A 23,815-nucleotide genomic window follows, 5' to 3' on the forward strand; every position below is an offset into this window, starting at 1 on the left:
GGTAATTCAAGATTCATGCCGGTCAGGCCAGGTCGTCCAGCAGCGCGGAAAGAAGCTTCAGGTGGCGTTCCGCCACAGCCAGCAGGGAATCAAGATCCCCGCCCCGCCGCTGGCTCTCGAACATCCACAATAACGACAATACTTTCAAGTAATTGTTTGACGAAAGAATATTCTGCACCCGCTGCCAGGAAGCCAAAAACTTGTTTTTGGCCTGGGGCCGTGGGTTCACTCGCAGGAGCGCGCCCTGCCTGGTGAGCAGGAAAAGCATGTCCCGTGCGCTCGTCAAAGTTTTGGACAACTCCGCTCTCAGGACCGGACCGAGCCGCTGACCGAGCCCGGTCCGCACCGCCTCGCCGCCGTCCAGGAACGAACGAAAATGCGCCCGCTGAAGACCTATCCACACGGCCCTTTCCGTGGCGTCGTGACCGGACAGCGATTCCAGCTCCATAAGTCCGTCATCGCCGATTAGGGTACGCCACAGGCGCGCGCCGCCCACGGGTTCCGGCTCGCGGCCACGCACCAGCGATGCGGCACAGGCGTACATCGCCTCGGAAGTGACGGCCCTGCGGCACGCTTCCCCATTGGGACACGCTTCGCCGAACTCGCACGGATGGCAGTCCATGTCCGGCTCCAGGCAGATATCGCCCGCGCGATACGGGCCGGTGTCCCAGGGCTGGGCCGTGGCCAGGAAGACCGCGCACAGAGGCACGTCCAGCCCGGCGGCCAGGTGCATGGTCCCGGTGTCGTTGGTCAAAAGCACCCTGCAACGGGTCAGGACGGCTGCCAGTTCGGTCAAGGAAGTCCGGCCGACGCAATCCACAAAGGAAAAATCCGCGCCCGCCGCGAAACGTCCCGCCAGTTCCGCCTCGCTCGCGGTTCCCAGCAGCACGGGCACCAGGCCATCACGCTCGTAAAGCATACGGGCCGTATCCACGAAATGGGACACGGGCCAGCGGCGGCGATCCTCGCTGGCCCCCAACTGCACTGCCGCGAAACCGCCCGGCCCTTCCAGACCGGCCAGCAATTCATCGGCGCGGGCAACGGCCTGTCCATCCGGACGGGCCAGAACGGAATCACTCCCCTCGCGATCGAGCCCGGCGGCCCGGCGGAACAGGTCGCAGACGTTGAATGGACTGGCCCCGCGATTGGCCCCGGCCATTTGCAGAAAGGCCGCCCAGGACGAAGTGTCCGCGTTGAAGCCGAACTCGTCCACGGTAAAGCCGGTTGTCCGTCCGGATTCAGGCGTAAGGGCGTAGGCGAGAAGCCGGGAGGAGACCGACGGCGTCAGGTTGACGGTCTCGTCCGGCGGGAATTCAGCGAACACGCCGCGCCTGAACTCCTCGGCGTCCCGCACGGCCTGCCGCCAGTCCGCGTCCAGCCCTGCCAGCAGGGATGCGCCTGAAAGAGGAAACACCCGGTCCACGCCGTCGAGCAGACGGGCAGCCGAGGCGAAGTTGGCCAGGCAGACCAGCCCCACCGCATGGCCCCGGCTCTTGAAACCGGCGATCACGGGCTGAGTCTGGATGAGATCGCCGAAGCGGGTCAGATTGACAATCAGAACATTCACGAACCAAATCCTTAAATATAACAGGGTACGCCGTCGAAAAATCGCCGGACCGGAAGAACATTGCAAAAAGGGAGCCGAATCAGAGGCCTGAACCGGCCTGGACCAATCTGACGAGTTTTTCCACCGCGTGAATGGCCGCCTTAAGCCGGATCTGCTCGGTCCGATCCAGGATGGCGGGCTTCACGTAGTTGTGGGGCGGCAGACCGGCGCGATCGCAGTCCAGCCCGATGTCGAACCGCTTGCGCTGGAGATATTCCCAGCCGTCCAGGAGGGAGCCTCCGTGATTGGCCGCGATGTGCCCGGCCCCGGTCAAGGCGCGGATACGATCGCAGGTATTATGCGGGCGAACGCCGTGCTTGAGCGCCAGAATGCGCGCGCTGTTGGTCAGATGGGCCAGGACGGACTTCTTGATATTCAGCCAGCCGTGCCACGGCCCCTCGCGTTCGGTGATGAACGCCCCGAACAAGGTCAGGGGCAGCCGATACACGGTCAGCTCGCTGACCAGCAAGGACAGCGCGATGGGCTTGGTGCGGACGTGCTCCCAGAGGCGCTCGCGCAGCCGCCCGACCTCCTCCTCCGCGCCGAACACGGGCTGGAAGTCGAGAATCAGGCCGGACTGCCACGGCCCCTTCTCGGCGGGATTGGACAGCCAGCCGGTCAGCCGGGAGAGCCACGCGTCGAAATCGCCGCGCCACTCGGGGTTGCTGACCATGACCCCGCCGTCGCACAGGGACAACCCCGCGCCGTCCAGGGCGATGACGATGGACTGGGTGCAGTCGTCCACCTCAGCCTCGTCCACCTTCACCTCCACGGGAATGAGCAGCCCGTTGTCCTGATCGGAGCCAAGCACCATCTCCCCACGGCCGCCCGAACCAAACTCCATGAAAGTGCACTGCGAAAGCCAGGGGTATTCCAGGGCATGGGCCTCCAGCACGGCGGAGGTCACTTCGCGATTGAACAGGGTCAGCCGCTTGCAGGTCTCCTCGGCGGACAATCCATGGTCAAGCCATTCCCCGACGAGATCGAGCCGGGTCCGGCCGATGCCGGTCAGCTTGCCCTCGCGGGCCATGACCCGCAGTTCGGCGAAAAGACCGTCCGGGACGCCCGATTCGCCGTTCACGGGCATCTCGCCGTTCAAAATCATGCCCAACCTCGCGCTCCGTGGCCTAAAGGCCGACCGTTAACCGGAAGAAACCGTCCGTTCGCCGCCGCCGAGAAAAGCCCGAATCCCGCGACCGTACAGGTTCGACCGCTTACCTGAAAAGGCGTGCTTGTCTTTTTTTACCTACTGTAAAAGGGCATCAACGGCAAACTTTCAACCGTATCGGGGGTACAAAATGGATCAGATCGAAAGGATTCGGAAACGGCAACTTCAATTCGCCCTGGGCGTGGGCGTGCCCTACTTCGCCTTTGTCATCGGCATCTTCCTGCTCGTCTATCTGGCAGGGGCATGGGTAGCCGGAGTATCCATCCTCGGCTTCCCCCTGCACTACTGGCTGGTGGCCATCGCCATCTATCCCATTACTTGGGGACTGTTCATCTGGTACGTGGGCAAGGCCAACCGAATCGAAGACGAAATAGCCGAAACAGTCGAAGGAGAATAACATGGAACTCGGATACCAAATACCGGTCACCGCGCTGCTCCTCATCGGGTGCATGTTGGCCTTCACGGTGGTCACCACCTTCATGTTCCGCAGCCAAAAGACCTCGGCCGACTATTACCTCGCCGGACGCAAGGTCAATTCCTTCATCAACGCCTCGGCGATCTCCTCGGACTACCTGTCCGCAGCCTCCTTCCTCGGTGTGGCGGGCGTAGCCTTTCTTTTCGGCTTCGACGGCATCATCTACGCGTTGGGCTTCTTCGTGGGCTATATCGCCCTGCTCCTCTTCCTGGCCAGCCCCCTGCGCAAGTTCGGACGATACACCATACCCGACTTCATCTCGGAACGATTCCACTCCAAACCGGCCCGCATCCTCGGAGTCATCGGCGTGCTCTTCATCTCCCTCTTCTACATGGCCCCACAGATGCTCGGCGCGGGCAAGGTCATGGGGCTTTTGCTCAACCTCGAATACGGCACCTCGATCATCATCATCGCCTGCATCATCACCTTCTACGTCACCGTGGGCGGCATGAAGGCCACCACCGTCAACCAGCTCGTCCAGTTCTGGATTCTGTTCGGAGCCATGTTCCTGCTGGCCTTCATCCCCTTCATGCTTAAAGGATACACCTACGCCGACGTGGTCAAATTCCTGCACGAATTCAAAGGTCCCGCGCCCATCACCGGCAAGGAATTCGACGGCGCGGCCTACACCAGCCCGGCCTACTGGCTTACCAACCTCAAGGACACGCTCTCCCTGCTCCTCGCGCTCATGTTCGGCACCGCCGGGCTGCCCCACATCCTGGTGCGCTTCTACACCGCCCCGGACGGCAAGGCCGCCCGCAAGACCGTCATCTATGTACTCTTCCTCATCGGCATGTTTTATATCCTGAGTCCCTACGTGGGCCACGTTGTCCGCTACGTCTTCCTCAACGGCGACGTCCTGGGCGTGTCCCCGCATCTCATGCACTGGCTGGCCGACAACGGCAAGAACCTCGCCGTTCCCGTGGCGGGCTCCCACTTCGGCGGACAGATTCTTCTGGGCATCGTGGTGGCCGGGGCGTTCGCCGCCATCCTGTCCACCGTGGCCGGGCTGATCATCGCCAGTGCCGGAGCCATCGGACACGACCTCGTGGTCAACGTCTTCAACCCGAACATGCCCGAACGCTCCCGCGTCATGGTCGCCCGCGTGGCCTCCGTCGCCGTGGGGCTGCTCGGCATCCCGCTTGGCTTCTGGGCCGAATCTATGCAGATCGCCATCCTCGTGGGACTGGCCTTCGCCATCGGTGCCTCCACCTTCTTCCCGGTCCTGGTCATGGGCGTGTGGTGGCCGAAAATGACCAAGAACGGCGCCTGCGCGGGACTCGTCACCGGCATCGTCGGCTCGTTCTTCATGATTTTGGGCAAATCCATGCTGCCGGAATTCCTGCAATACAACAACCCGGGCGGATTCGTCATGCTCCTGACCTTCATCGCCATCTACGTGACCTCCAAGATGGAATACGCCGCCAAGGGCGAAGCAGCGCTGCCGCCCGATACCATGGAAGTCATGGCCCTGCTCCACGGTCCCGAAAAAACATAACCCCATTATACATCGCTTCCCCCAAAGGCGGGCCGGTCGTTCCGGTCCGCCTTCTTCCGCGTCTTCCCCCGCACGCATTGCTTGACACTGCTGACGCCGATACCTACTTAAGGGCTCACCACAAACCAAGGAGACCCACATGAGTTATGACATTCGGCTCGTCAAGCTGGTCAGCGGCGAGATGGTCGTCGGCAACTTCGCCGGTAGCGACATCGAGGAACCCGCCATCCTGCAGGCCATGCCCACCCAACAGGGCACCCAGATGATCCTCCTGCCTTACGGATATCCCTTCGACCAGGAAATGCAGGGCAAGATCGCTCAGAGCCACGTGCTGTTCGAGTACAAGACCTGCCCTGAAGAGTTGAAGACCAAATATATCGAAGCCAAAACCAATATCTCCATGTCCAGCGGCGGACTCGACCTGTCCGGCCTGGGCGGCCAGGGCGGCGGCCTCGATCTCGGCTAGCCGACCCAAGCGAAAACTGCTATCCCGAACGGGGCTGGTTCAGTGAAGCCAACCCCGTTTTTTTCCGTTCACCGATCTACCTGCGACCATGAAAGAATTATTGCCTATCCTCCCCCGCCCCTCTCGCTACATTGGTAGCGAATGGGGGGCTGTGTTCAAGGACCCGACCAAGGTAACCGTACGGTGCGCCCTGGCATTTCCAGACATGTACGAGGTGGGCATGTCCTACCTCGGCCAGAAAATCCTGGCCCAGGCTCTCAATGCCCGCCCGGAATTCTGGGCCGAACGGGTCTTCACGCCCGACGAGGAGGCCGGAACCATCCTGCGCGAGCAGGGAGTTCCGCTGGCCACCCTTGAATCGGACACCCCGCTGGGGGAGATGGACGTCATCGGCTTCAGCCTGACCCACGAGCTTTGCTACACAAACATCCTGTACATGCTTGATCTGGCTGGCATTCCTGTTCGCAGTGCGGACCGTGAAGCCCCCTTCCCGCTCATCATCGCGGGCGGAGGCGCGGCCTTCAACGCCGAACCCATGGCCCCGTTCTTCGATGCCATGGTCCTCGGCGACGGCGAAGAAGCCATGCCGCAGGTCCTGACCGCAGTGGAACGCACCAAGGCCCAAGACTTGTCCAAGGAGGACCTGCTCTCGGCCCTGGCCGAGATTCCCGGCCTCTATATCCCGTCGTTCTTTGAGGACCAGGGACAGGACAAGCCGCTGAAACCGTTGCGCGAGGGATATGAAACCGTGGAAAAAGCCGTGGTTGACGATCTCAACCGCGCTCCCTTCCCTACGGGCCAGGTCATTCCCTTCGGGGCCATCCACGACAGGCTGACCATGGAAATAGCGCGAGGCTGCACACGCGGCTGCCGCTTCTGCCAGGCGGGCATGATCTACCGCCCGGTCCGCGAACGGTCTCTGGACGGCCTGAACGACATTCTTACCAATGGGCTGGCCGAGACCGGATACGAGGAAACCTCCATGCTGTCGCTGTCCACCGGCGACTTCTCCGGCCTGGACTCCCTCTTCACCCGAAGCTTCGACAAGTGCGCGGCCGAACAGATCGCCATATCCCTGCCGTCCCTGCGGGTAGGCTCTCTTTCCGCGCCGATCATGGAACGCATCTCGTCCATCCGGCGCACGGGCGCGACCATCGCCCCCGAGGCGGGCAGCCAACGGCTACGCGACGTCATCAACAAGGGCGTGGACGAGGAAGGCCTCCTCGAACACGTCCGGCTGCTCTTCGAGAACGGCTGGCAGGGGGTAAAGCTCTATTTCATGATCGGCCTGCCCACCGAAACGGACGAGGACCTGGACGCCATCCTGGACCTTTGTATCAAGGTGCGCGATGCGGCCGGACGGCATATAAAGAGGCTCCAGGTCACGGCGGCGGTTTCGCCCTTCGTGCCTAAGCCGCACACCCCGTTCCAGTGGGAACCGCAGATTCCCTTGGAAGAAATATACCGGCGCATCAGCCATCTGCGAAACATTTTCCGCCCGCACAAGCGCATTTCCATCAAGTACCACGAGCCGGAGATGACCTCGCTGGAAGGCGTCTTCTCGCGCGGCGACCGCCGGTTGGCCGAGGTCGTGGAGCGGGCCTACGCAAAGGGCGCGCTTTTCTCCAGTTGGAAAGACCACCTGCGGCTCGAACCGTACCGAGAGGCCATGAACGAGGCCGGGCTCGACTGGGATAAATACACCGGCCCGCGCGATCCCGAAGGCCCCCTGCCCTGGGACCACCTGTCCAGCGGACTGACCAAGCGGTTCCTGCTCAAGGAGCGCGAACGCGCCCTCGACGAAAAGATCACCAACGACTGCCGCTATGGGGCGTGCCGCAACTGCGGCGTCTGTCAATTCGACGGCCGAATTTCGACTCTGAAGCACCAGGCCGAATACAAGGACATCCGCCCCAAACTGGTCTTTCACAAACGGGACCAGGAAGGCGAACAGCCGCCCTACACCGTGGAGAAGCCGGACCTGACCGGCAAGGCCGCCCATTATCGCATATGGTACGAAAAGACCGGCCCCGCCGCCTTCCTCAGCCAACTGGAGTTGCAGGCCGTATTCGAGCGCGCCTTCAGACGAGCCGTGCTGCCCATGACATTCTCGGCCGGATTCCATCCCATGCCCAGGCTCTCCTTCGGCAAGGCCCTGCCCGTGGGCGTGGAAAGCCGCTGCGAGTGGATCAACGTTTTCCTGCGCAAGGACTTCGCGCCCGAAGAGGTGATCGAACGACTCGCCCAAAACATGCCCAAGGGGATCGTCCCGTTCAATGCGGAACGCCTGTCCCTGGGGCGCAAGCAGCCCCAGGCAGTGGAAGAGGTCTATACGCTGCGTTTCGTCGGCGATGACCAGCGCCGCAAAGCGCAATGGCGGGAATTCATGGCCGCCGACAATCATTTCATCGAGAAACGGACCAAGAAGGGCAAACCCAAGCAGGTGGACCTTCGGCCCATGGTCCGCGAGGCCACGGAGACCGGGGACGAACTGACCCTGGTTCTGGACTGGCGGGATCAATACATGAGCCCGCTGGTCTTGTGCTTCGCCGTCATGGAAGACGCGGGTCTGCTGGACTTCACCCTGATGAAGACCGAGCAGCGTTTCGAGGCGAAACCGGACGAAACGGCCTAATCGAGCCAGGCGTTGCCCGAGCCTATGCTCACAGCGACCTGCCGGTAAACGACCGTTTCACCCCCGGCCTCGGGGGTCATCCTGATGAGCACGTCCGTCGCCCCTTCCTCAAGGGCCGAGAACAGATAGCGCGCTCTGGGGCCACTATCGTCGTCATACTCAAAATACCGCTCCATGCGCAGCATTTCCGGGTCGAACGCCGCCCCGGAGATGCGGTACCCCTTGGAAGACGGCCTGCTCACGTCCAAAGCGAATACATCATTCTTTTCTACGTTGACGGCAGCCCCATATTCATCGTCCAAAACAATTGTTTCAACGGGGGAAATCCCACCATCGACAGACGAAAAACCCGAGCAACCAAATAAAAACAGAACAAAATACGAACTCATCGCCAAAAAAATTATTTTTCTGAACAAGATTCGCCTCCCCACGTATATCGGCAAATTCATTACGCTATTGTTAAAGCCTGGCGAAGCGTGTATGACTATTTCGTTTATGCCCATTAAAACTACGCTGTCTCAAGGGTTCCATGCAACCCTTGTTCGGAGGTGTTTTTTGTGGGTTGCGCCCGGTGTGGTGCAAGAGAGGTATGGATCGCGCCGTGCTGGCGCATTCGGATCAATTTATGGAGGAACAAACAATGAAAGTGTCGACGTTCAAAGCCGCCGGCAAATTCTCCCTGCTCGTTCTCTCGCTCCTGGTTGCCGCCCTCATGTTGGTCGGCTGCGGCGGTGAAGAGAAGAAAGAAGCAGCCGAGAAAGCCGCTCCCGCTGCCCCTGAAAAAATCACCCTCAAGCTCGCAATGGATGCCGACCCGGTATCCCTTGACCCGCATGTCCAGCTTTCCGGCGGCATGCTGCAGTTCTCCCACCTGGTCTTCGACCCGCTGATTCGCTATGACAAGGATATGAACTTCGTGCCCCGTCTGGCCGAGAGCTGGGAGCGCATTGATGATCTGACCATGCGCATGCACCTGCGCAAGGGCGTCAAGTTCCATTCCGGCAACGAGTTCACCGCCAAGGACGTGGTTTTCACCGTTGACCGCCTGAAGAAGTCCGAGGACTACAAGGGCCTCTTCGAGCCGTTCACCGGCGCCGTGGCCGTCGATGACTACACCGTGGACCTGGTCACCAAGAAGCCTTACGGCCTGGTGCTCAACATGGCCACCTACATCTTCCCCCTGGACAGCAAATTCTACTCCGGCACCGACGATAAGGGCAAGGCCAAGGACGCCATCGTCAAGACCGACTACTCCTTCGCCAACGTGAACGAGTCCGGGACCGGTCCCTTCACCGTCATCAGCCGCGAGCAGGGCGTGAAGACTGTCTTCGCACGGTTCAAGGACTACTGGAACAAGGACACCGGCAACGTCGAGGAAATCGTTCTCTCCCCGATCAAGAATGACGCCACCCGCACCGCCGCCCTCATGTCCGGCGACGTGGACTTCGTCATGCCCGTGCCTCCGCAGGACCTGGAGCGCCTCAAGACCACCGACGGTCTGCATCTCGTCACCATGTCCGGCTCCCGCATCATCTCCATGCAGCTGAACCAGAAGCGCAACCCGGCCCTGGCCGACCCGAAGGTCCGCCTGGCCATGGCATACGCCTATGACAACCAGGGTGTGGTCGAGAAGATCATGAACGGCTTCGCCACCGCGGCAGGCCAGATGTCCCCCAAGGGCTACGTCGGTCACCTCGAATCCCTGACCCCTCGCTTCGACCTCGAAAAGGCCAAGGCCCTGATGGCCGAGTCCAACTTCCCCAACGGTTTTGAAGCGACGATGATCTCCCCGAACAACCGTTACGTGAACGACGAGAAGATCGCCGAGGCCTTCGCCTCCATGATGTCCAAGATCGGCATCAAGGTCTCCCTGAAGACCATGCCCAAGGCGCAGTACTGGGATCAGTTCGACGCCCAGGTCGCCGACATCCAGTTGATCGGCTGGCACTCCGACACCGAGGACTCCGGCAACTTCTTCGAGTTCCTGTCCATGTGCCGCAACACCGAGACCGGCTACGGCCAGTACAACTCCGGCAACTACTGCAACGCCAAGGTCGACGAGCTGACCCTGGCCGCACAGACCGAGACTGATCCCGCCAAGCGCGCCGCCGACCTTCAGGAAGCGGAAAAGATTCAGTACGACGAAGCCGGCTTCATCCCGCTGCACTGGCAGAACCTGTCCTGGGCTTCCAAGGCCAACATGAACACCGAAGACATCGTGAACGTCATGAACTTCCCGTACTTCGGCGACCTGGTCATCAACTAGCGCCCAAGCGACTTGCATTAATCAAAAAATAACAATAAAGGGGAACCCCGGCCTCGCCAGGGTTCCCCTTTCATACAAAAGTGCGCCTGGGGCCGGGATTGTTGCGGTCCACCCCAAATTCCGGTCACAACCCCGTGCCTGGACAACATAAAGTCAACGAGTCGACATGTTTGCATTCACTGTAAAACGAATCCTGCAAGCCGTGGTCGTCATGCTGATCATCAGCTTCATCGGATTCGCCATCAAACACAACTTTGGCGATCCGGTCCGCGATCTGGTGGGACAGCGGGTCACGGCGACCGAGCGTGCGGAAATCCGCGACCGCCTCGGTCTCAATGATCCATTCCCCGTGCAATACGCAAGATTCCTGCGTGACGCCCTGCGCGGCGATCTGGGTCAGAGCTATTTCTTCAAAAAGCCCGCCACGGAAGTCATTATCAAAAAGGCTCCAGCTACACTGGAACTGGTTTTCTGTGCAGCCTTCATTATCGTGGTCTTATCCATTCCGCTCGGCATTTACTCGGCCATTCGCCCTAAAAGCCTATTTTCGCGGTTCGTCATGGGTGGGTCCATAGTCGGGGTTTCCATGCCCGTCTTTCTCACGGCCATCCTGCTCATCTACATTTTTTCCGTGGAGTTGCACTGGCTGCCATCCTATGGCCGAGGCGAAACCGTGCTCCTCTTCGGCTGGTGGGACAGCGGGTTGTTCACCGTTGACGGCCTCCTGCATCTGGTAATGCCGTCCATTGCCCTCTCCTCCATCATGCTCCCGTTGTTCATCCGGCTCATTCGTTCCGAGATGATGGAGGTGCTGGAAACCGAATACGTCAAGTTCGCCTGGGCCAAAGGCATCAAGCCCTGGCGCGTCTGGCTGGTACACGCCTTCAAGAACACCCTGCTCCCGGTCATTACCGTGGGCGGTGTGCAGCTCGGTATCATGGTGGCCTTCACCATCCTCACCGAGACCGTGTTCCAGTGGCAGGGAATGGGCTCCATGTTCATCGAGTCAGTGGAACGTTCCGACACCTCGCTCATGGTCGCCTACCTTGTCTTCGTGGGCATCGTCTTCGTGCTTGTGAACACTTTTGTGGACATCATCTACGGCCTGGTCAATCCCACGGTCCGAGTGGCAGGGAGGCAGTAGCATGAGATCCCGTTGGCAACGTTTCAAAGAATCCTACATGCTTTACAGCTTCCTGCGTGACCATATGGCCGTGACCTGCTTCGTCATCCTGGCCATATTGGTAACCACGGCGTTCACCGCGCCGATCATTGCGCCGCATGATCCGTACGACACCAAGACCATCGACATCATGAACGCCCAGCTTCCGCCCGTCTGGTCCGACGGAGGCACCGCCGACTTCCTGCTCGGCACCGACGCCCAGGGCCGCGACATGCTTTCGACCATGCTCTACGGTATGCGCGTTTCCATCATCATCGGCGTCGGCGCGGTCTGTCTTCAGGCATTCCTGGGCATCGTGGTGGGGCTGCTCTCCGGCTACATCAAGCGGCTGGACAACATCCTCATGCGTATCGCGGACGTCCAGCTCTCCTTCTCCACCTACATGGTGGCCATCTTCATCGGCGCCATCGTCCAGACGGCTTTCGGCGTGGCCGGATACGACAAGGTCGCCGTGCCGCTTATCATCGTCATCATCGGTTTGGCCGAATGGCCCCAGTACGCCCGAACCGTCCGCGCCTCGGTGCTGGCCGAACGCAAGAAGGAATACGTCGAGGCGGCCCGAGTCATCGGCCTGTCGAAATCCCGCATCATGTGGCGGCACATTCTGCCCAACACACTCTCTCCGGTGCTCGTTATCTCCACCGTCCAGGTGGCCAACGCCATCATGAGCGAGGCGGCCCTCTCCTTCCTTGGACTGGGAATGCCCGTGACCAAACCTTCGCTGGGATCGCTGATCACCGCCGGTTTCGAATACATCTTCTCCGGCTCCTGGTGGATCACCATCTTCCCCGGCTTCCTGCTGGTCACCCTGATCCTGGTCATCAACCTCCTGGGCGACTGGGTCCGGGACTTCCTCAACCCCAAACTCTACAAGGGGTAAGGCGTGGAAAAACTCATAGATATAAAAAACCTGCGCGTGGACTTCGCCCTGCGCTCCGGCAGAGTCCGGGCCGTGCGCGATGTCAGCCTGGTCATCAATAAAGGCGAACGCCTCGGCATTGTCGGCGAATCCGGCGCGGGTAAATCCGTGCTCGGCTTCTCCATCATCAACCTCATCTCCAAGCCCGGCAGAATCACCGGCGGAGAGATTCTCTTCGAAGGCATGGACCTGGTCAAAATCAATGCAGACCAGATGCGCCACGTCCGCGGCAATGAAATCTCCATGATCTTCCAGGACCCCATGATGACCCTCAACCCGGTGCTGACCATCGGCACCCAGATGAAGGAAACCATCCGGGCCCACATGAACGTCTCCGACAAGGAAGCCGAGGCCATCTGCCTGGACAAACTGCGCAAGGTCTACATTCCCTCCCCGGAAAAACGGCTCAAGCAGTACCCGCACGAGTTCTCCGGCGGTATGCGCCAGCGCATCGTCATCGCCATCTCGCTGCTGACCAACCCCAAGCTCATCATCGCCGACGAGCCCACCACGGCCCTTGACGTGACCATCCAGGCCGAGATCATGGACCTGCTCCTGGAGCTCTGCGAAAAGGAAAACATGGGGCTGATCCTCATCACCCATGACCTGGCGGTGGTCTCCGAGGTCACTCAACGCATCGCCGTGCTCTACGCGGGCAAAGTGGTGGAACTCGGCGCAGCCAACCAGCTCATCTCCAACCCGCAGCACCCCTACACCAAGGGGCTCATCCAGGCTTTGCCGCAGATGGCGGGCGGAGCAAGGCGGCTCAACCAGATTCCCGGCATGATGCCGTCCCTGCTGAACATGCCCAAGGGATGCCCCTTCGAACCGCGTTGCACCGTCGGCAGCGAACGCTGCAAGACCGAGATCCCCAAACTCCACGCTCTCGAAAACGGCACGCAGGTCGCCTGTTTCAAATGTGAAGGAGGCGAATAGCCATGAGTGCCATCCTCGAAGTCAAGGACATCGACAAACACTTCGACATATCCGGCTCGGTCATCGACCAGCTTCGGCTCACCGGCGGCAAGATCACCCGCAAAAAAACAGTGGTCAAGGCTGTCAACAGCGTCTCCCTGGAAGTCCAGGCGGGCGAAACCCTGAGCGTGGTCGGTGAATCCGGCTGCGGAAAATCCACCCTGGCCCGTACGGTCATGGGCCTGTACCGGCCCAACAAGGGCGAGATTCACTATCGGGGTGCGCGCATCGACAACCTGAGCTCCCACAAGATGCTCCCCTACCGGACCAAAATGCAGATGGTCTTCCAGGACCCTTACGCATCCCTCAACCCGCGCATGACCGTGCGCCAGATTCTTGAGGAGCCGGTCCGCTTCCACAACCCCGACATGAGCCGCGACGAGGTCAGCGACCGCGTTGCCGAGGTCATGTGCCAGGTGGGTGTGGACCCGGTCTGGGCCACCAACTTCCCGCACGAATTCTCCGGCGGTCAGCGCCAGCGCATCTCCATCGCCCGCGCCCTGGTCCTCGACCCGGAATTCATCGCGGCCGACGAGCCCATCGCAGCCCTGGACGTTTCCATTCAGGCCCAGATTCTCAACCTGCTCATGGACGCCCAGGAACAGCGCGGGCTGACCTATCTGTTCATCAGCCATGACCTGAGCGTGGTCGAGCACATTTCGAACCGCGTGCTGGTCATGTATCTCGGTTGCGTCTGCGAGCTGGGTACCGCCAAGGAGCTGTTTTCCAACCCGAAGCACCCCTACACCCAGGCGCTGCTTTCGGCGATCCCCAAGCTCGGCGGAACGGCCGGCGGCCACGTCAAACTGTCGGGTGACGTGCCCACTCCCATCAACCTGCCCACCGGCTGCGTTTTCCATGGCCGGTGTCAGCACGCCAACGAGCGCTGCACCCGGGAAATCCCCAGACAGCAAACGCTCGCCAACGGCACCGTGGTAGCCTGTCACGGCGTCGAGGAAGGCCGCCTGTAACCTGCCAAGGCGTTCCCTCGTCCCGCTTTTGCCGAGACTTCGCTTGAAGCCCGCGGGGAAACGAACGAGACGGATCGATATGCAACAAAAAAAACGGCGCACCGTAAATGGTGCGCCGTTTTTTATTGTCGATTGGTCGGGCTGAAAGTTATCTTCAGCCGCCCGGCCCTACAGGTCAATGCCATATTTCTTGATGGCCGCCATGCCGCCGTGGATGTTGGTCACATCCTTGTATCCCTTGTCGTCAAGCATGATCTGCGCCTCGTAGGAACGCGCTCCGGTATTACAGATCAGCACGATGGGCCGATCCGTGGGGATTTCGTCCAGACGGTCGTAAATCTCGCCCTGCGGGACGTTATGCCAGAACTCCGGATTGCGTTCCATGAACGGTCCGGCGTCCCCTTTCTCCCGGCAATCCAGGAAGAAGCAGGCATCCTTGTCGCGATGCTCCCACAGCTCCTTGAACCCGGCAGGACCCACGCCGCGGTTGATGCCGCGCAACGCGTTGTCCGCAAGGTTGGCAAGGGTGTTGAGGATGTCCATGGCCGCAGCGAACGGCGGAGAATAGGCCAATTCCATATTGGATACGTCATCAATGGTGGGAGACGACTTGAGAATGGCGGCCACCGCGTTGATGCGGCCCACCATGGCGTCTCCGGAGGAACCAAACCCCTGAACGCCGAGCACGCGGCGGGTGGGTTTGTCCACAACCATCTCAAGAGTCATCAGCTCCTTGGTCGGATAGAAATGCGCCCGGTCCAGTTGAATGAGCAACACGGACATGGCGTCGAAACCGGCGGCCTTGGCGGATTCCAGGCTCAGGCCCGTGCCCGCCATGGAGGTCTCGAACAGCTTGACCACAAAGGAACCGACCACGCCGTCGAACATCGCCGAACCGCCCGCCAGATTGGTGCCGATGATGCGCCCCTGGCGGTTGGCCATGGAACCGAGCGGCAGGAAGGCGTCCGTGCCGGTAACGAGGTTCTTCACGATGCAGCAGTCGCCGCCAGCATAGATGTCCGGATCGTTGGTACGCAGACATTCATCCACATACACTCCGCCGCGCTCATGCACGGCCAGTCCGGCTTCCTTGGCCAGGTCCGAATTGGGAACGACACCCGCCGAGATGATTACGGCGTCGGCATCGAGCACACGCTTGTCCGTGACCACCCGCTTGACCACGCCGCCCTCGCCCTCAATGGCCTTGACGGTCTCGCCGAAATAGAAGGAAACGCCGTTCTCTTCCATATGTTTTCGGCCCATGGTGGCCAGGGTCGGACTCACCAGACGAGGCATGATCTGGTCAGTGATCTCCACCACGGAAGTCTCAACGCCCCACATATCGGCGAACGCCTCCGCCATCTCCAGGCCAATGAAGCCCGCGCCGATAATCACGGCGTTGCTTACCTCGCCCTTGGAGATGGACTCGCGGATGCGGGTTGCGTCGCCGGGATTGGCCACGTAGTTGACGCCCTTGAGGTCCTCGCCGGGCAAGCCCAGCCTGCGCGGGGAGGCGCCGGTGGCGATGACCAGCTTGTCATACGCTATGCAATCCTTTTCGCCGGTCTCGACGTTCTCCACCTCAACGCACTTCCTTTCACGGTCGATGCGCGTGGCTTTGGTCAGGACGCGGACGTCCACGCCCTTGACCTGCTTGAAGAACTTCGGATCGCGCAGCATGTGGAAGCTGGTGGTGCACAGCTCCGACGCGTCCGACACGTCGCCGGACACGTAATAGGGGATGCCGCACCCGCCGTAGGAAATCATGGCGCTCTGGTCGATCATGGTCACCCGGGACTCGGGCTCCAGCCGCTTGAAGCGGCAGGCGGCCTTGGGCCCGAGGGCCACACCGCCGATGACTACGATATGCTGAGACATAAAACCAATCCTTGGAATCTTGGCTCCGGGCGTCCCTCAAACCCGGGGCGTTACTTCAGGAACGAACCGATGGCCCTGCCAAGACGCTTGATGCCTTCCTCAATGCGGACTTCGTCCGAGTTGGAGAAGTTCAGACGCAGGGTGTTGTCGCCGGAACCGTCCACGTAGAACGGCTTGCCGGGCACAAAGGCCACCTTGTCCTTCACGGCCATATCCAGGAGCTGCATACTCGAACATTCCTCGGGCATGGTCACCCACAGGAACATGCCGCCTTCGGGCCGGGTGATGGTGACGCCGTCCGGGAAATACTTGCCGATCATCTCCACCATACACTCCCGCTGGCGGCCGTACCGCTCACGGATGAGCTCCACATGGGAATCGATGTCGTTGGTTTCGAGATAACGACGCATGATCGCCTGGGACACGGTGGAAGTATGGAGATCAGCGGCCTGCTTGGCGACGACAAGCTTGTCGTAGATATCCTTCTCCGGCGCGACCACCCAACCGATGCGGAAGCCCGGCGCGGCGATCTTGGAGAACGAACCGCACAGAAGGCCCTTATGCTCGCAGAACGAGAAAACGCTCGGCAGGTCTTCGCCCAGGAAGCGGAGCTCGCCGTAGGGGTCGTCCTCGACAAAGAGCACACCGTACTGGTCGCACAACGCCGCGACACCCTTGCGTTTCTCAAGCGAATAGCTTACGCCCGACGGGTTCTGGAAGTTGGGCACGGCGTAAAAACACTTGGCCCCTTCCTTGAACGCCGCTTCAAGCTCGGCGAGGTTCGGCCCGTCGTCCTCAAGAGACACGGTCACGAACTCGGGCTCAAACAGGGAAAACGCCTGAATGGCTCCGAGATAGCCGGGCCGCTCGATGACGACCCTGTCGCCCCGGTCAAGAAAGACCTTGGCGCTGATGTCGAGAATCTGCTGCGAACCCGAGGTCACCAGAATGGTATCCGGGTCCACGGTCAGGCCGCGCTTCAGATATCGCTGCGCGATGATCGCCCGCAGGCCCGCATCGCCTTCAGTGGTTGAATATTGCAGAGCGCTTGCCCCGATGTCCTTGAAGACCTCGTGAGCGGCCGCATCCATGGCGGGAACGGGGAAAAGTTCGGGATTGGGCAAACCGCCCGCAAAAGAAATGATCTCCGGATCAGCCGTGACTTTCAGAATTTCCCGGATGAATGAGCGATGAACGGTGCCCATCCTCCGAGCGAAACGTTGGGACATGTTTTTTTCCTCCAAGCCACTTCGGATACTCCGAAAGCTGCTGCCTTGCAAGAGGATGCCCGCCCAAAGAGCGGATAAAAAACACAGCCTTCCGGCTCAAAAGATAGAGGACCGGGGATCAAGCCGGTCCTCTGGGGGCAAGAAGAGGAGAATATGCATGTACCATGCGGTTCAGCCGCCCCGTCCAAACGGACACGCTCCGCTTGGGGATGGAGCCGCCAATACCCTAATAATAACTATTAACGAAACACTGTCAAGTTCTCCTGATCGCGAACACCCGCAGTCGGTTATTCCTTTCCCGAACACATGGAACGAATATTGCTTTTAACGTATCAGCCATTGAACCGCGGACAAAAGGATAAATAATGAAATCCATCCCCGCCATAGTTTTGTTCATCGGCCTGCTTGCGGCCGCGACAATCCCCGCGCACGCCGGGGGATTCATCGCCATGGCCGCTCCCTATCCACCCTATTCCGAGAGCAACGGGCTGTCCGTCAAAGGCATGACGGTGTCCACCCTGACCACCATCATGGACAAGTGCGGCACCCCCATCGCCGACCGCGAGATAAAGCTCATGCCGTGGGCCTACGCCTGTGAAAGCGCCGCCCGGCAACCGGGCCGCATTCTGCTCAACGCCAATCGAACGCAAGAGACGGAACACCTGTACAAATGGGTTGGACCGGTGGCCACGGCCAAAATCGTGCTCATCGGGCGCAAGCAAGACCGGCTGCGTATCCCCTCCCGCGCGCACCTGAGCGGTTATCGCATCGCCACGGTGCGCTGGAGCCGTCCGGAAAAGAATCTTCTGGCAGGCGGTCTGAAGGCGGAGCAGCTCATGCGCAGCCCGAGCCATGTCCAGGCCCTGCGGCAGCTCGGCAACGGAGACGCCGACCTCTTCGCCACGACGGAACTCGACGCGCCCCGCCTGCTGGAAGGGTTGGGAATGCGCCAAGAAGACTACACGGTCTATTTCGTCTTCAACGAAGAGTCTCTGTATTTCGCTTTCAGCCGCGACACGGACGATGACCTCATCGACAAGCTCAATCTGGCGCTGGAGGAAATCAGGGCCTCGGAAGCCCGTGGAACAAACAGGTTCGAAATGACATGCGCCCAATAGAAAAGAGAAACGGATTCGATCAAACGAATCTGGAAAAAAACCGATAAAACCCGGCACAAAGGGTGAGGCGGCAGAACAGAGAAAGGGGCCTGGCGGCCCCTCTGTCATTTATTCCTTATCCGGTGACCAGTTCGGGTCGCGATATTTGTCGGGATTGTAAAGACGCCAATCGGAACCGTCATCATACTTCTCGTCCGCACCCGGATACGGAGTGTAGATGTTGTCCCGCTTGCTGGTTTCTTCGTGGCTATCCACATCTTCAATGAATACATGTTCCATGACAAACCTCTAATATCCTGAACTTTATTCACCTCGATACGGATCGTGTTTCGAGGCGGGACGCCATGCGCCCCGCCCTTTCGTGAATCAATTACCCGGCAGTGTCAAGCTTGGGCTTGACGTACAATTCACCACCGTGACAGTCGTTGATGACCAGCAGCGGGAAATCCTTGACCTTCATGGCACGGATGGCCTCCGGCCCCAATTCATCGAAGGCGATGACCTTGGATTCCACGATGGAGTTTGACAGCAGCGCGCCCGCCCCGCCCGTTGCGCCGAAGTAGACGCCCTTGTGTTTCTTCATGGCTTCCCGGACTTCATCCGACCGCTTGCCCTTGCCGATGGACGCCTTCATGCCCAGGGAATGAAGCCTCGGCGCGTAGGTATCCATACGATAGGAGGTGGTCGGCCCGGCGGAACCGATGGGACGGCCCGGAGGAGCCGGGCTGGGACCGACGTAGTAGATGGCCGAGCCCTCAAGCTCGAAGGGCAGCTCCTTGCCCGCATCCAGCAGTTCGAAAAGTTTCTTGTGGGCCGCGTCGCGCGCGGAATGGATGGTGCCGGACAGAAAAACGACGTCTCCGGCCCGCAACTGCTCAATGGCCTCGTCCGTAAGCGGCGTGTTCAATTTATATTCGGCCATTACAGCACGACCTCCTCGTGTCGCTGGGAGTGACACTGGACATTGACCGCCAGCGGCAGGCTGGCCAGGTGGCATGGTTCCATGGTGATCTTCACGCCGAGCACGGTGGTCTTGCCGCCCAGCCCCATGGGGCCTATCCCCAGCGCGTTGAGCGCCTCTTCCAATTCCTTCTCCATGGCCGCGACCGCGGGGTCGGGATGGGTGTCGTCAAGCTCGCGCAAAATCGACTTCTTGGCGATCTTGGCCGCGTGCTCGAAAGTACCGCCGATGCCGATGCCGATAACGGTCGGCGGACACGGATTCGGTCCTGCCTCGGCCACCCGCTCGACCACGAATTTCTTGATGCCCGCCCAGCCCTGGGCCGGAGCGAGCATGGTTACGCGGGACATGTTCTCGGCCCCGCCCCCCTTGGCCATGTAGGAAATCTTGAGCCGGTCGCCCGGGACCATGTCGAAATGAATGATGGCCGGGGTGCCGTCGCCGGTGTTGGCGCGGGTCATGGGATCGCACGCAGATTTTCGCAGATAGCCGTCCGCGTATCCTTTGCACGTCCCTTCGTTGATAAGCTCACGCAGGTTGCCGCCCACGACCCGGCAATCGTCGCCGATCTCCACGTAGAATACGGCCAGACCGCAATCCTGGCACAGCGGCAGCTTGGTGTCATGGGCCAGATCAGCATTCTCCAACAACTGGCGCAAAACCTCTTTCGCCGAAGGAGAATCCTCCTCGGCCATGGCCTGTTCCAGCCTTCTGCGAACATCCTGCGGCAGCTCCGTGTTCGCCTTCATGCACATGGCGGCCACGGCCTCGACCACATCCTTTCCCTGAATTTCTCTCATTGATTAGCCTCCAATGATTACCTCCGGCGGCCAGAGGGGAAACTTTTGGAAAAGTTTCCCCTCTGAACTCTCCTTCAAAACTTTTTGCGGCTCCCTCCGCCCAAAGCCGTGCGAGCGCGTTGATGCATTCCGAGTCCCCTGCAAATGGGGGGGCAACCTGCTTATTTCCTGAAAAGACGTTTCAGGGACGTGATGCCCATTTTGCGCCGCAGAAATCCGAGCTGGTTCTGAAGCGGCAGGTGTTTGGGGCAGACATCTTCGCAAGCGAGCAGGCCCATGCAGCCGAATATCCCCATGTCGTTGCCGATAATCTCGTAGTAGTCGTGCTCGGTCCGCTCGTCGCGCGGGTCGATAAGGAACCGGGCCACGCGGTTGAGCGATGCCGCCCCCAGGAAGTCCTCGCGCAGCCGGGCCGTGCCGCAGGCGGCGATACAGCATCCGCACTCCACGCACCGCTCCAGCTCGTAGATGGCGACGGCGTCCTTGTTGTCCATGCGCTCTTCCAGCGCGGTGGGATCGAAGATCTTCTTGGTGTGAATCCAGGACTCGGTCTTGGTGTACATCTCACGGAACCAGGTGCCGGTGTCCACGGACAGGTCGCCCACGAGCTTGAAGACAGGCAGCGGCAAAAGGGTTATCTCGCCCGGCAGGTCCCGGGTCTTGGTGTGGCAGGCCAGGCCCGGACGGCCGTTGATGACCATGCCGCAGGAACCACAGATGCCGGCCCTACAGCAGAAATCAAACTGGAGAGACGGGTCCTGCTCCTCGCGGATGCGATTGAGCGCGATGAACAGGGTCATGGAGTCGGTCTCTTCCAGGACGAACTCCTGCATATGCGGCATGGACAGCTCGTCTTCGGGATTATACCGGAAGATATTGAGTTTGAGTAATCTGGACATGGCTATTCCTTCCTGTCGTCGGCGCTGATGATTTGCGAATGGCCGTAGCCCCGGTCACCCGGCGGAATTTCCACGACGGTGGTGGCGGGCTCGTATTCGAGAGTCGGGAGGGTGTCCTCCGGCTTTTTCCAATAGGCCAGGGTGCGGGTCAGCCAGTCGCGGTCGTTACGCGCGGGGAAGTCCTCGCGGTTGTGCGATCCGCGCGACTCGGTGCGCATGAGCGCGCCGTAGGCGACCATCAGGGCGAGCCGGACCTGGCCTTCGAGCTTGAGGGCGGCGGCCAGCTCGGGGTTGACGCCCTTGCCGTTGGAACGCAGCCCGACCTTCTTGGCCCGAATGAGGGCCTCCTGCAATTCGGCCACGCATTTTTCGAGCCCTTCCTGAGTGCGGAAGATGTTCGCGCCCTTGTGCAGGGCCTCCTGCATGGCGGCGCGGACCTTGTAGACGTTCTCCGAGCCGTTGGCGCCGGAGATCAGCGCGTCGATGCGGGCCTGCTGCCTGCCGACCTCGTCGTTGATAAGACCGGTCTTGAACTCGGTCTCGCACCCTTCGAGGTATTCGGCGACCTTGCGGCCGATAATGCCGCCGGCAACCACGGTCTCGGCCAGAGAGTTGCCGCCCAGCCGGTTGAAGCCGTGCATGTCCCAACAAGCGGCCTCGCCCGCGGCGAACAGTCCCTTGAGGCCGTAGGCGGCCCCGTCCCTGTTGGTGCGCACGCCGCCCATGGAATAGTGCTGGGTCGGGCGCACGGGGATGAGCTGATGAATGGGGTCCACGCCCAGGAACGAGGTGCATATCTCGTAGACCTCACGCAGCTTGCCGGTAATGTGCTCCTCGCCCAGATGGCGAATATCGAGCCAGAGATGCTCGCCGTAGGGCGACTTCACGCCGTGGCCTTCTCGCATGTGGTGGGTCATCCAGCGTGAGACCACGTCGCGGGAGGCCAGCTCGGCCTTCTCGGGTTCGTAGACGTGCATGAACCGCTTCTCGTCCACATCGAGCAGGGTGCCGCCGTCGCCCCGGCATCCTTCGGTGACCAGGATGTCGGTGGGCACGATGCCGGTGGGATGGAACTGGACGGCCTCCATGTTGCCCATGGGAACCACGCCGGTGTTGACGCACATGGTGTGCGCTCCGCCGTCGCAGATGACCGCGTTGGTGGTGTTCGGGTAGATGCGGCCGAACCCGCCCGCCGCGATCATGGTCGCCTTTGACAGATAGACGCGCAGTTCCCCGGTGCGCAGGCAGCGGGCGACCACGCCGAAGCAGGTCTCGCCGTCCTGGAGCAGGGCGATGGCTTCGGTCTTGTCGTGGACCTCCACGCCCTTTTCCGCGCAACGGTTGTCCATGGTGCACATGACCGCGTGGCCGGTGCCGTCCGAGGTATAGCAGGTGCGCCATTTGGCCGTGCCGCCGAAGGAACGGGCCATAATCAGCCCTTCCTTCTCCTTGGCCTCGACCTTTTCATATTGCTTGCCGCCCTTGTAATAGATGGACTTGCCGGGAACCACGCGGTTCCACGGAACGCCCCAGTGGGCAAGACGACGCATCTCGATGGGAGCGGCGTCCGCGAACAGCCGGGCGACCTCCTGGTCGCACCCCCAGTCCGAGCCCTTGACCGTGTCCGCGAAATGGACGTCGGGACAGTCGCCCTCGCCCATGACGGAATTGCCCAGGGAGGCTTGCATCCCGCCCTGCGCGGCGGAGGAATGGGACCGCCGGGCCGGGACCAGGCTCAGACAGACGACGGAGAAACCGGCTTCGGCCGCTTCCACGGCCGCCCGCTCGCCCGCCAACCCCGCGCCGACAACAAGAAAATCGGTGTAGACAGTCTGCATGGCTTATTCTCCGTCAGTTGGTGCTCAGGAAAAGGAAACGGGCCAGGGTAATCAGGCCGATGCCTATAAAAATGAAGGTAAGCAGGTTCTCACCGCGCTTGAACTTGCCGCGCTCCCGATCCTTGATGAATCCCCACTTGACCCCGATACGGTAAAAGCCGATGCCTACGTGCAGTTCGGCCAAGGGAAGCAGGAACAGATAGAAGACGGCCCAGAACCCGCTCTGAACGCGGGCTGCGGACTTTGCCGCCGTAATCGGCAGGTCGGTCAGCACCACCCACATGTGGATGGAGCCCATGACCAGGATAAGCATGGCCGAGACCACCTGAACCACCCACAGCCAGGTGTCGCCGTGGTGCATCATCTTTGCGTGCTGCCAGATGGTCTTCTGGCCCTCGGCCCGGAAGGGTATCTTTCTGGCGGCCAGAACAAAGTGCGTCAGGAAGACGAGAAAGATGAGCGGACCGCCCACCTGGGCCATCATTGTCGCCTCGAAAAACTCGGCGATGGCGTTCATCAGACGGGGGCTGACCACGACGCTGGATACCAAGAGCATGTGACACCACATGAACAAAATCAGGCTGGCACCGGACAGCATTTGCAGCCAATCCATGACGCCGTCCCACTTGCCGGTTTTTCCGGCTGGCGCATAACTAATGGACATTCATTCCTCCGTTTGGTTGGACACGGAAACACCCTAGACAATCGTCTGCCTACGTAGGCTTGAAAAAAGAAATCTGTCAATATCTCCAAGCCCATCTCACCGACTCGTCATCTGGAAATGACGGTTTTTCCCCGCTACGAGAGCGAAATCGGCCGTGCAAACCCGCCGCGACCGGAAGCCGCCCCCTTTTGCGGTTTCCATTTCAGGCCGCCTCGGGTAGGGTACCCTACTCCTGCTGTGGATCTCCCTCCGCCAGACTTGCCATT

General features: G+C 60.6%; 21 protein-coding genes. 10 read left to right on the forward strand and 11 right to left on the reverse strand.

Annotation, left to right across the window (positions count from 1 at the left end; all coding sequences use genetic code 11):
* Positions 1–22: 22 nt before the first annotated feature.
* Together LF599_RS11200 and LF599_RS11205 are read right to left on the reverse strand one after the other, a co-directional pair.
* Positions 23–1,567, reverse strand: a complete 1,545-nt coding sequence (locus tag LF599_RS11200; RefSeq protein ID WP_279520810.1) for a glycosyltransferase family 9 protein — start codon at positions 1,565–1,567, stop codon at positions 23–25.
* Positions 1,568–1,646: 79 nt separating this feature from the next.
* The gene (locus LF599_RS11205) at positions 1,647–2,711 is read right to left on the reverse strand and encodes a putative nucleotidyltransferase substrate binding domain-containing protein (RefSeq protein ID WP_279520811.1); all 1,065 of its coding nucleotides are present in this window, start codon (positions 2,709–2,711) and stop codon (positions 1,647–1,649) included.
* A gap of 193 nt (positions 2,712–2,904) precedes the next feature.
* Between LF599_RS11205 and LF599_RS11210 the strand changes: the two genes are divergently transcribed.
* From LF599_RS11210 to LF599_RS11225, 4 genes are all read left to right on the forward strand, one after another.
* On the forward strand, positions 2,905–3,171 hold the full coding sequence (locus LF599_RS11210) for a DUF485 domain-containing protein (RefSeq protein WP_279520812.1): 267 nt from the start codon (positions 2,905–2,907) through the stop codon (positions 3,169–3,171).
* Between the two features lies 1 nt (position 3,172).
* Complete coding sequence (locus tag LF599_RS11215; RefSeq protein WP_279520813.1) at positions 3,173–4,747, forward strand: sodium/solute symporter; 1,575 nt, start codon at positions 3,173–3,175, stop codon at positions 4,745–4,747.
* 139 nt (positions 4,748–4,886) lie between these two features.
* Positions 4,887–5,213, forward strand: a complete 327-nt coding sequence (locus tag LF599_RS11220) for a hypothetical protein (protein WP_269942363.1) — start codon at positions 4,887–4,889, stop codon at positions 5,211–5,213.
* An 88-nt stretch (positions 5,214–5,301) separates the two neighbouring features.
* The gene (locus tag LF599_RS11225) at positions 5,302–7,848 is read left to right on the forward strand and encodes a TIGR03960 family B12-binding radical SAM protein (protein ID WP_279520814.1); all 2,547 of its coding nucleotides are present in this window, start codon (positions 5,302–5,304) and stop codon (positions 7,846–7,848) included.
* On the opposite strand, the gene LF599_RS11230 is transcribed toward LF599_RS11225, so the two are convergent.
* Positions 7,845–8,264, reverse strand: coding sequence for a hypothetical protein (locus LF599_RS11230; protein WP_279520815.1), 420 nt, complete (start codon positions 8,262–8,264; stop codon positions 7,845–7,847). The genes LF599_RS11225 and LF599_RS11230 overlap by 4 nt on opposite strands.
* A gap of 224 nt (positions 8,265–8,488) precedes the next feature.
* Between LF599_RS11230 and LF599_RS11235 the strand changes: the two genes are divergently transcribed.
* The 5 genes from LF599_RS11235 to LF599_RS11255 all read left to right on the forward strand — a co-directional run bounded on the left by LF599_RS11235 (position 8,489) and on the right by LF599_RS11255 (position 14,162).
* Complete coding sequence (locus LF599_RS11235; RefSeq protein WP_279520816.1) at positions 8,489–10,114, forward strand: ABC transporter substrate-binding protein; 1,626 nt, start codon at positions 8,489–8,491, stop codon at positions 10,112–10,114.
* A gap of 166 nt (positions 10,115–10,280) precedes the next feature.
* A complete protein-coding gene (locus LF599_RS11240) occupies positions 10,281–11,258 on the forward strand; it encodes an ABC transporter permease (protein ID WP_279520817.1) in 978 nt (325 codons plus the stop codon).
* A 1-nt stretch (position 11,259) separates the two neighbouring features.
* Positions 11,260–12,177 (forward strand): ABC transporter permease, encoded by a 918-nt coding sequence (locus LF599_RS11245; RefSeq protein ID WP_269942361.1) that lies wholly within the window; start codon positions 11,260–11,262, stop codon positions 12,175–12,177.
* A 3-nt stretch (positions 12,178–12,180) separates the two neighbouring features.
* Complete coding sequence (locus LF599_RS11250; RefSeq protein WP_279520818.1) at positions 12,181–13,152, forward strand: ABC transporter ATP-binding protein; 972 nt, start codon at positions 12,181–12,183, stop codon at positions 13,150–13,152.
* A gap of 2 nt (positions 13,153–13,154) precedes the next feature.
* Positions 13,155–14,162 (forward strand): ABC transporter ATP-binding protein, encoded by a 1,008-nt coding sequence (locus tag LF599_RS11255; protein WP_279520819.1) that lies wholly within the window; start codon positions 13,155–13,157, stop codon positions 14,160–14,162.
* Between the two features lie 168 nt (positions 14,163–14,330).
* On the opposite strand, the gene LF599_RS11260 is transcribed toward LF599_RS11255, so the two are convergent.
* Entirely contained in the window at positions 14,331–16,040 is a 1,710-nt protein-coding gene (locus LF599_RS11260) for an FAD-dependent oxidoreductase (protein ID WP_279520820.1), read from the reverse strand.
* A 50-nt stretch (positions 16,041–16,090) separates the two neighbouring features.
* On the reverse strand, positions 16,091–17,269 hold the full coding sequence (locus LF599_RS11265) for an aminotransferase-like domain-containing protein (protein WP_279520821.1): 1,179 nt from the start codon (positions 17,267–17,269) through the stop codon (positions 16,091–16,093).
* A gap of 365 nt (positions 17,270–17,634) precedes the next feature.
* Between LF599_RS11265 and LF599_RS11270 the strand changes: the two genes are divergently transcribed.
* Positions 17,635–18,387 carry a substrate-binding periplasmic protein gene (locus LF599_RS11270; protein ID WP_279520822.1) on the forward strand — a complete coding sequence of 251 codons (753 nt, stop codon included), beginning with the start codon at positions 17,635–17,637 and terminating at the stop codon, positions 18,385–18,387.
* A gap of 108 nt (positions 18,388–18,495) precedes the next feature.
* Here the strand turns inward: LF599_RS11270 and LF599_RS11275 are convergent, their stop codons facing one another.
* From LF599_RS11275 to LF599_RS11300, 6 genes are all read right to left on the reverse strand, one after another.
* Positions 18,496–18,666: a hypothetical protein gene (locus LF599_RS11275; protein ID WP_269942353.1), complete on the reverse strand. Its 171-nt coding sequence runs from the start codon at positions 18,664–18,666 to the stop codon at positions 18,496–18,498.
* Between the two features lie 91 nt (positions 18,667–18,757).
* Positions 18,758–19,309 (reverse strand): Fe-S-containing hydro-lyase, encoded by a 552-nt coding sequence (locus tag LF599_RS11280; protein WP_279520823.1) that lies wholly within the window; start codon positions 19,307–19,309, stop codon positions 18,758–18,760.
* Positions 19,309–20,148, reverse strand: coding sequence for a fumarate hydratase (locus tag LF599_RS11285; protein ID WP_279520824.1), 840 nt, complete (start codon positions 20,146–20,148; stop codon positions 19,309–19,311). The genes LF599_RS11280 and LF599_RS11285 overlap by 1 nt, the downstream gene beginning before the upstream one ends.
* A gap of 161 nt (positions 20,149–20,309) precedes the next feature.
* Positions 20,310–21,047: a fumarate reductase iron-sulfur subunit gene (locus LF599_RS11290; RefSeq protein WP_279520825.1), complete on the reverse strand. Its 738-nt coding sequence runs from the start codon at positions 21,045–21,047 to the stop codon at positions 20,310–20,312.
* Positions 21,048–21,049: 2 nt separating this feature from the next.
* The gene (locus LF599_RS11295; protein ID WP_279520826.1) at positions 21,050–22,885 is read right to left on the reverse strand and encodes a fumarate reductase flavoprotein subunit; all 1,836 of its coding nucleotides are present in this window, start codon (positions 22,883–22,885) and stop codon (positions 21,050–21,052) included.
* A gap of 13 nt (positions 22,886–22,898) precedes the next feature.
* Positions 22,899–23,549, reverse strand: coding sequence for a succinate dehydrogenase/fumarate reductase cytochrome b subunit (locus tag LF599_RS11300; protein ID WP_279520827.1), 651 nt, complete (start codon positions 23,547–23,549; stop codon positions 22,899–22,901).
* Positions 23,550–23,815 lie beyond the last annotated feature (266 nt).

This window comes from Pseudodesulfovibrio thermohalotolerans, from assembly GCF_021353295.2.
GTDB lineage: Bacteria > Desulfobacterota > Desulfovibrionia > Desulfovibrionales > Desulfovibrionaceae > Pseudodesulfovibrio > Pseudodesulfovibrio thermohalotolerans.

Bases quoted from the DNA above. Each gene is read 5' to 3' on its own strand.
- LF599_RS11225 (WP_279520814.1), top strand. From the start codon at position 5,302: ATGAAAGAATTATTGCCTATCCTCCCCCGCCCCTCTCGCTACATTGGT.
- LF599_RS11295 (WP_279520826.1), bottom strand. From the start codon at position 22,885: ATGCAGACTGTCTACACCGATTTTCTTGTTGTCGGCGCGGGGTTGGCG.
- LF599_RS11245 (WP_269942361.1), top strand. From the start codon at position 11,260: ATGAGATCCCGTTGGCAACGTTTCAAAGAATCCTACATGCTTTACAGC.
- LF599_RS11275 (WP_269942353.1), bottom strand. From the start codon at position 18,666: ATGGAACATGTATTCATTGAAGATGTGGATAGCCACGAAGAAACCAGC.
- LF599_RS11270 (WP_279520822.1), top strand. From the start codon at position 17,635: ATGAAATCCATCCCCGCCATAGTTTTGTTCATCGGCCTGCTTGCGGCC.
- LF599_RS11260 (WP_279520820.1), bottom strand. From the start codon at position 16,040: ATGTCTCAGCATATCGTAGTCATCGGCGGTGTGGCCCTCGGGCCCAAG.
- LF599_RS11300 (WP_279520827.1), bottom strand. From the start codon at position 23,549: ATGTCCATTAGTTATGCGCCAGCCGGAAAAACCGGCAAGTGGGACGGC.
- LF599_RS11255 (WP_279520819.1), top strand. From the start codon at position 13,155: ATGAGTGCCATCCTCGAAGTCAAGGACATCGACAAACACTTCGACATA.
- LF599_RS11240 (WP_279520817.1), top strand. From the start codon at position 10,281: ATGTTTGCATTCACTGTAAAACGAATCCTGCAAGCCGTGGTCGTCATG.
- LF599_RS11205 (WP_279520811.1), bottom strand. From the start codon at position 2,711: ATGATTTTGAACGGCGAGATGCCCGTGAACGGCGAATCGGGCGTCCCG.
- LF599_RS11215 (WP_279520813.1), top strand. From the start codon at position 3,173: ATGGAACTCGGATACCAAATACCGGTCACCGCGCTGCTCCTCATCGGG.
- LF599_RS11235 (WP_279520816.1), top strand. From the start codon at position 8,489: ATGAAAGTGTCGACGTTCAAAGCCGCCGGCAAATTCTCCCTGCTCGTT.
- LF599_RS11285 (WP_279520824.1), bottom strand. From the start codon at position 20,148: ATGAGAGAAATTCAGGGAAAGGATGTGGTCGAGGCCGTGGCCGCCATG.
- LF599_RS11265 (WP_279520821.1), bottom strand. From the start codon at position 17,269: ATGTCCCAACGTTTCGCTCGGAGGATGGGCACCGTTCATCGCTCATTC.
- LF599_RS11290 (WP_279520825.1), bottom strand. From the start codon at position 21,047: ATGTCCAGATTACTCAAACTCAATATCTTCCGGTATAATCCCGAAGAC.
- LF599_RS11220 (WP_269942363.1), top strand. From the start codon at position 4,887: ATGAGTTATGACATTCGGCTCGTCAAGCTGGTCAGCGGCGAGATGGTC.
- LF599_RS11280 (WP_279520823.1), bottom strand. From the start codon at position 19,309: ATGGCCGAATATAAATTGAACACGCCGCTTACGGACGAGGCCATTGAG.
- LF599_RS11210 (WP_279520812.1), top strand. From the start codon at position 2,905: ATGGATCAGATCGAAAGGATTCGGAAACGGCAACTTCAATTCGCCCTG.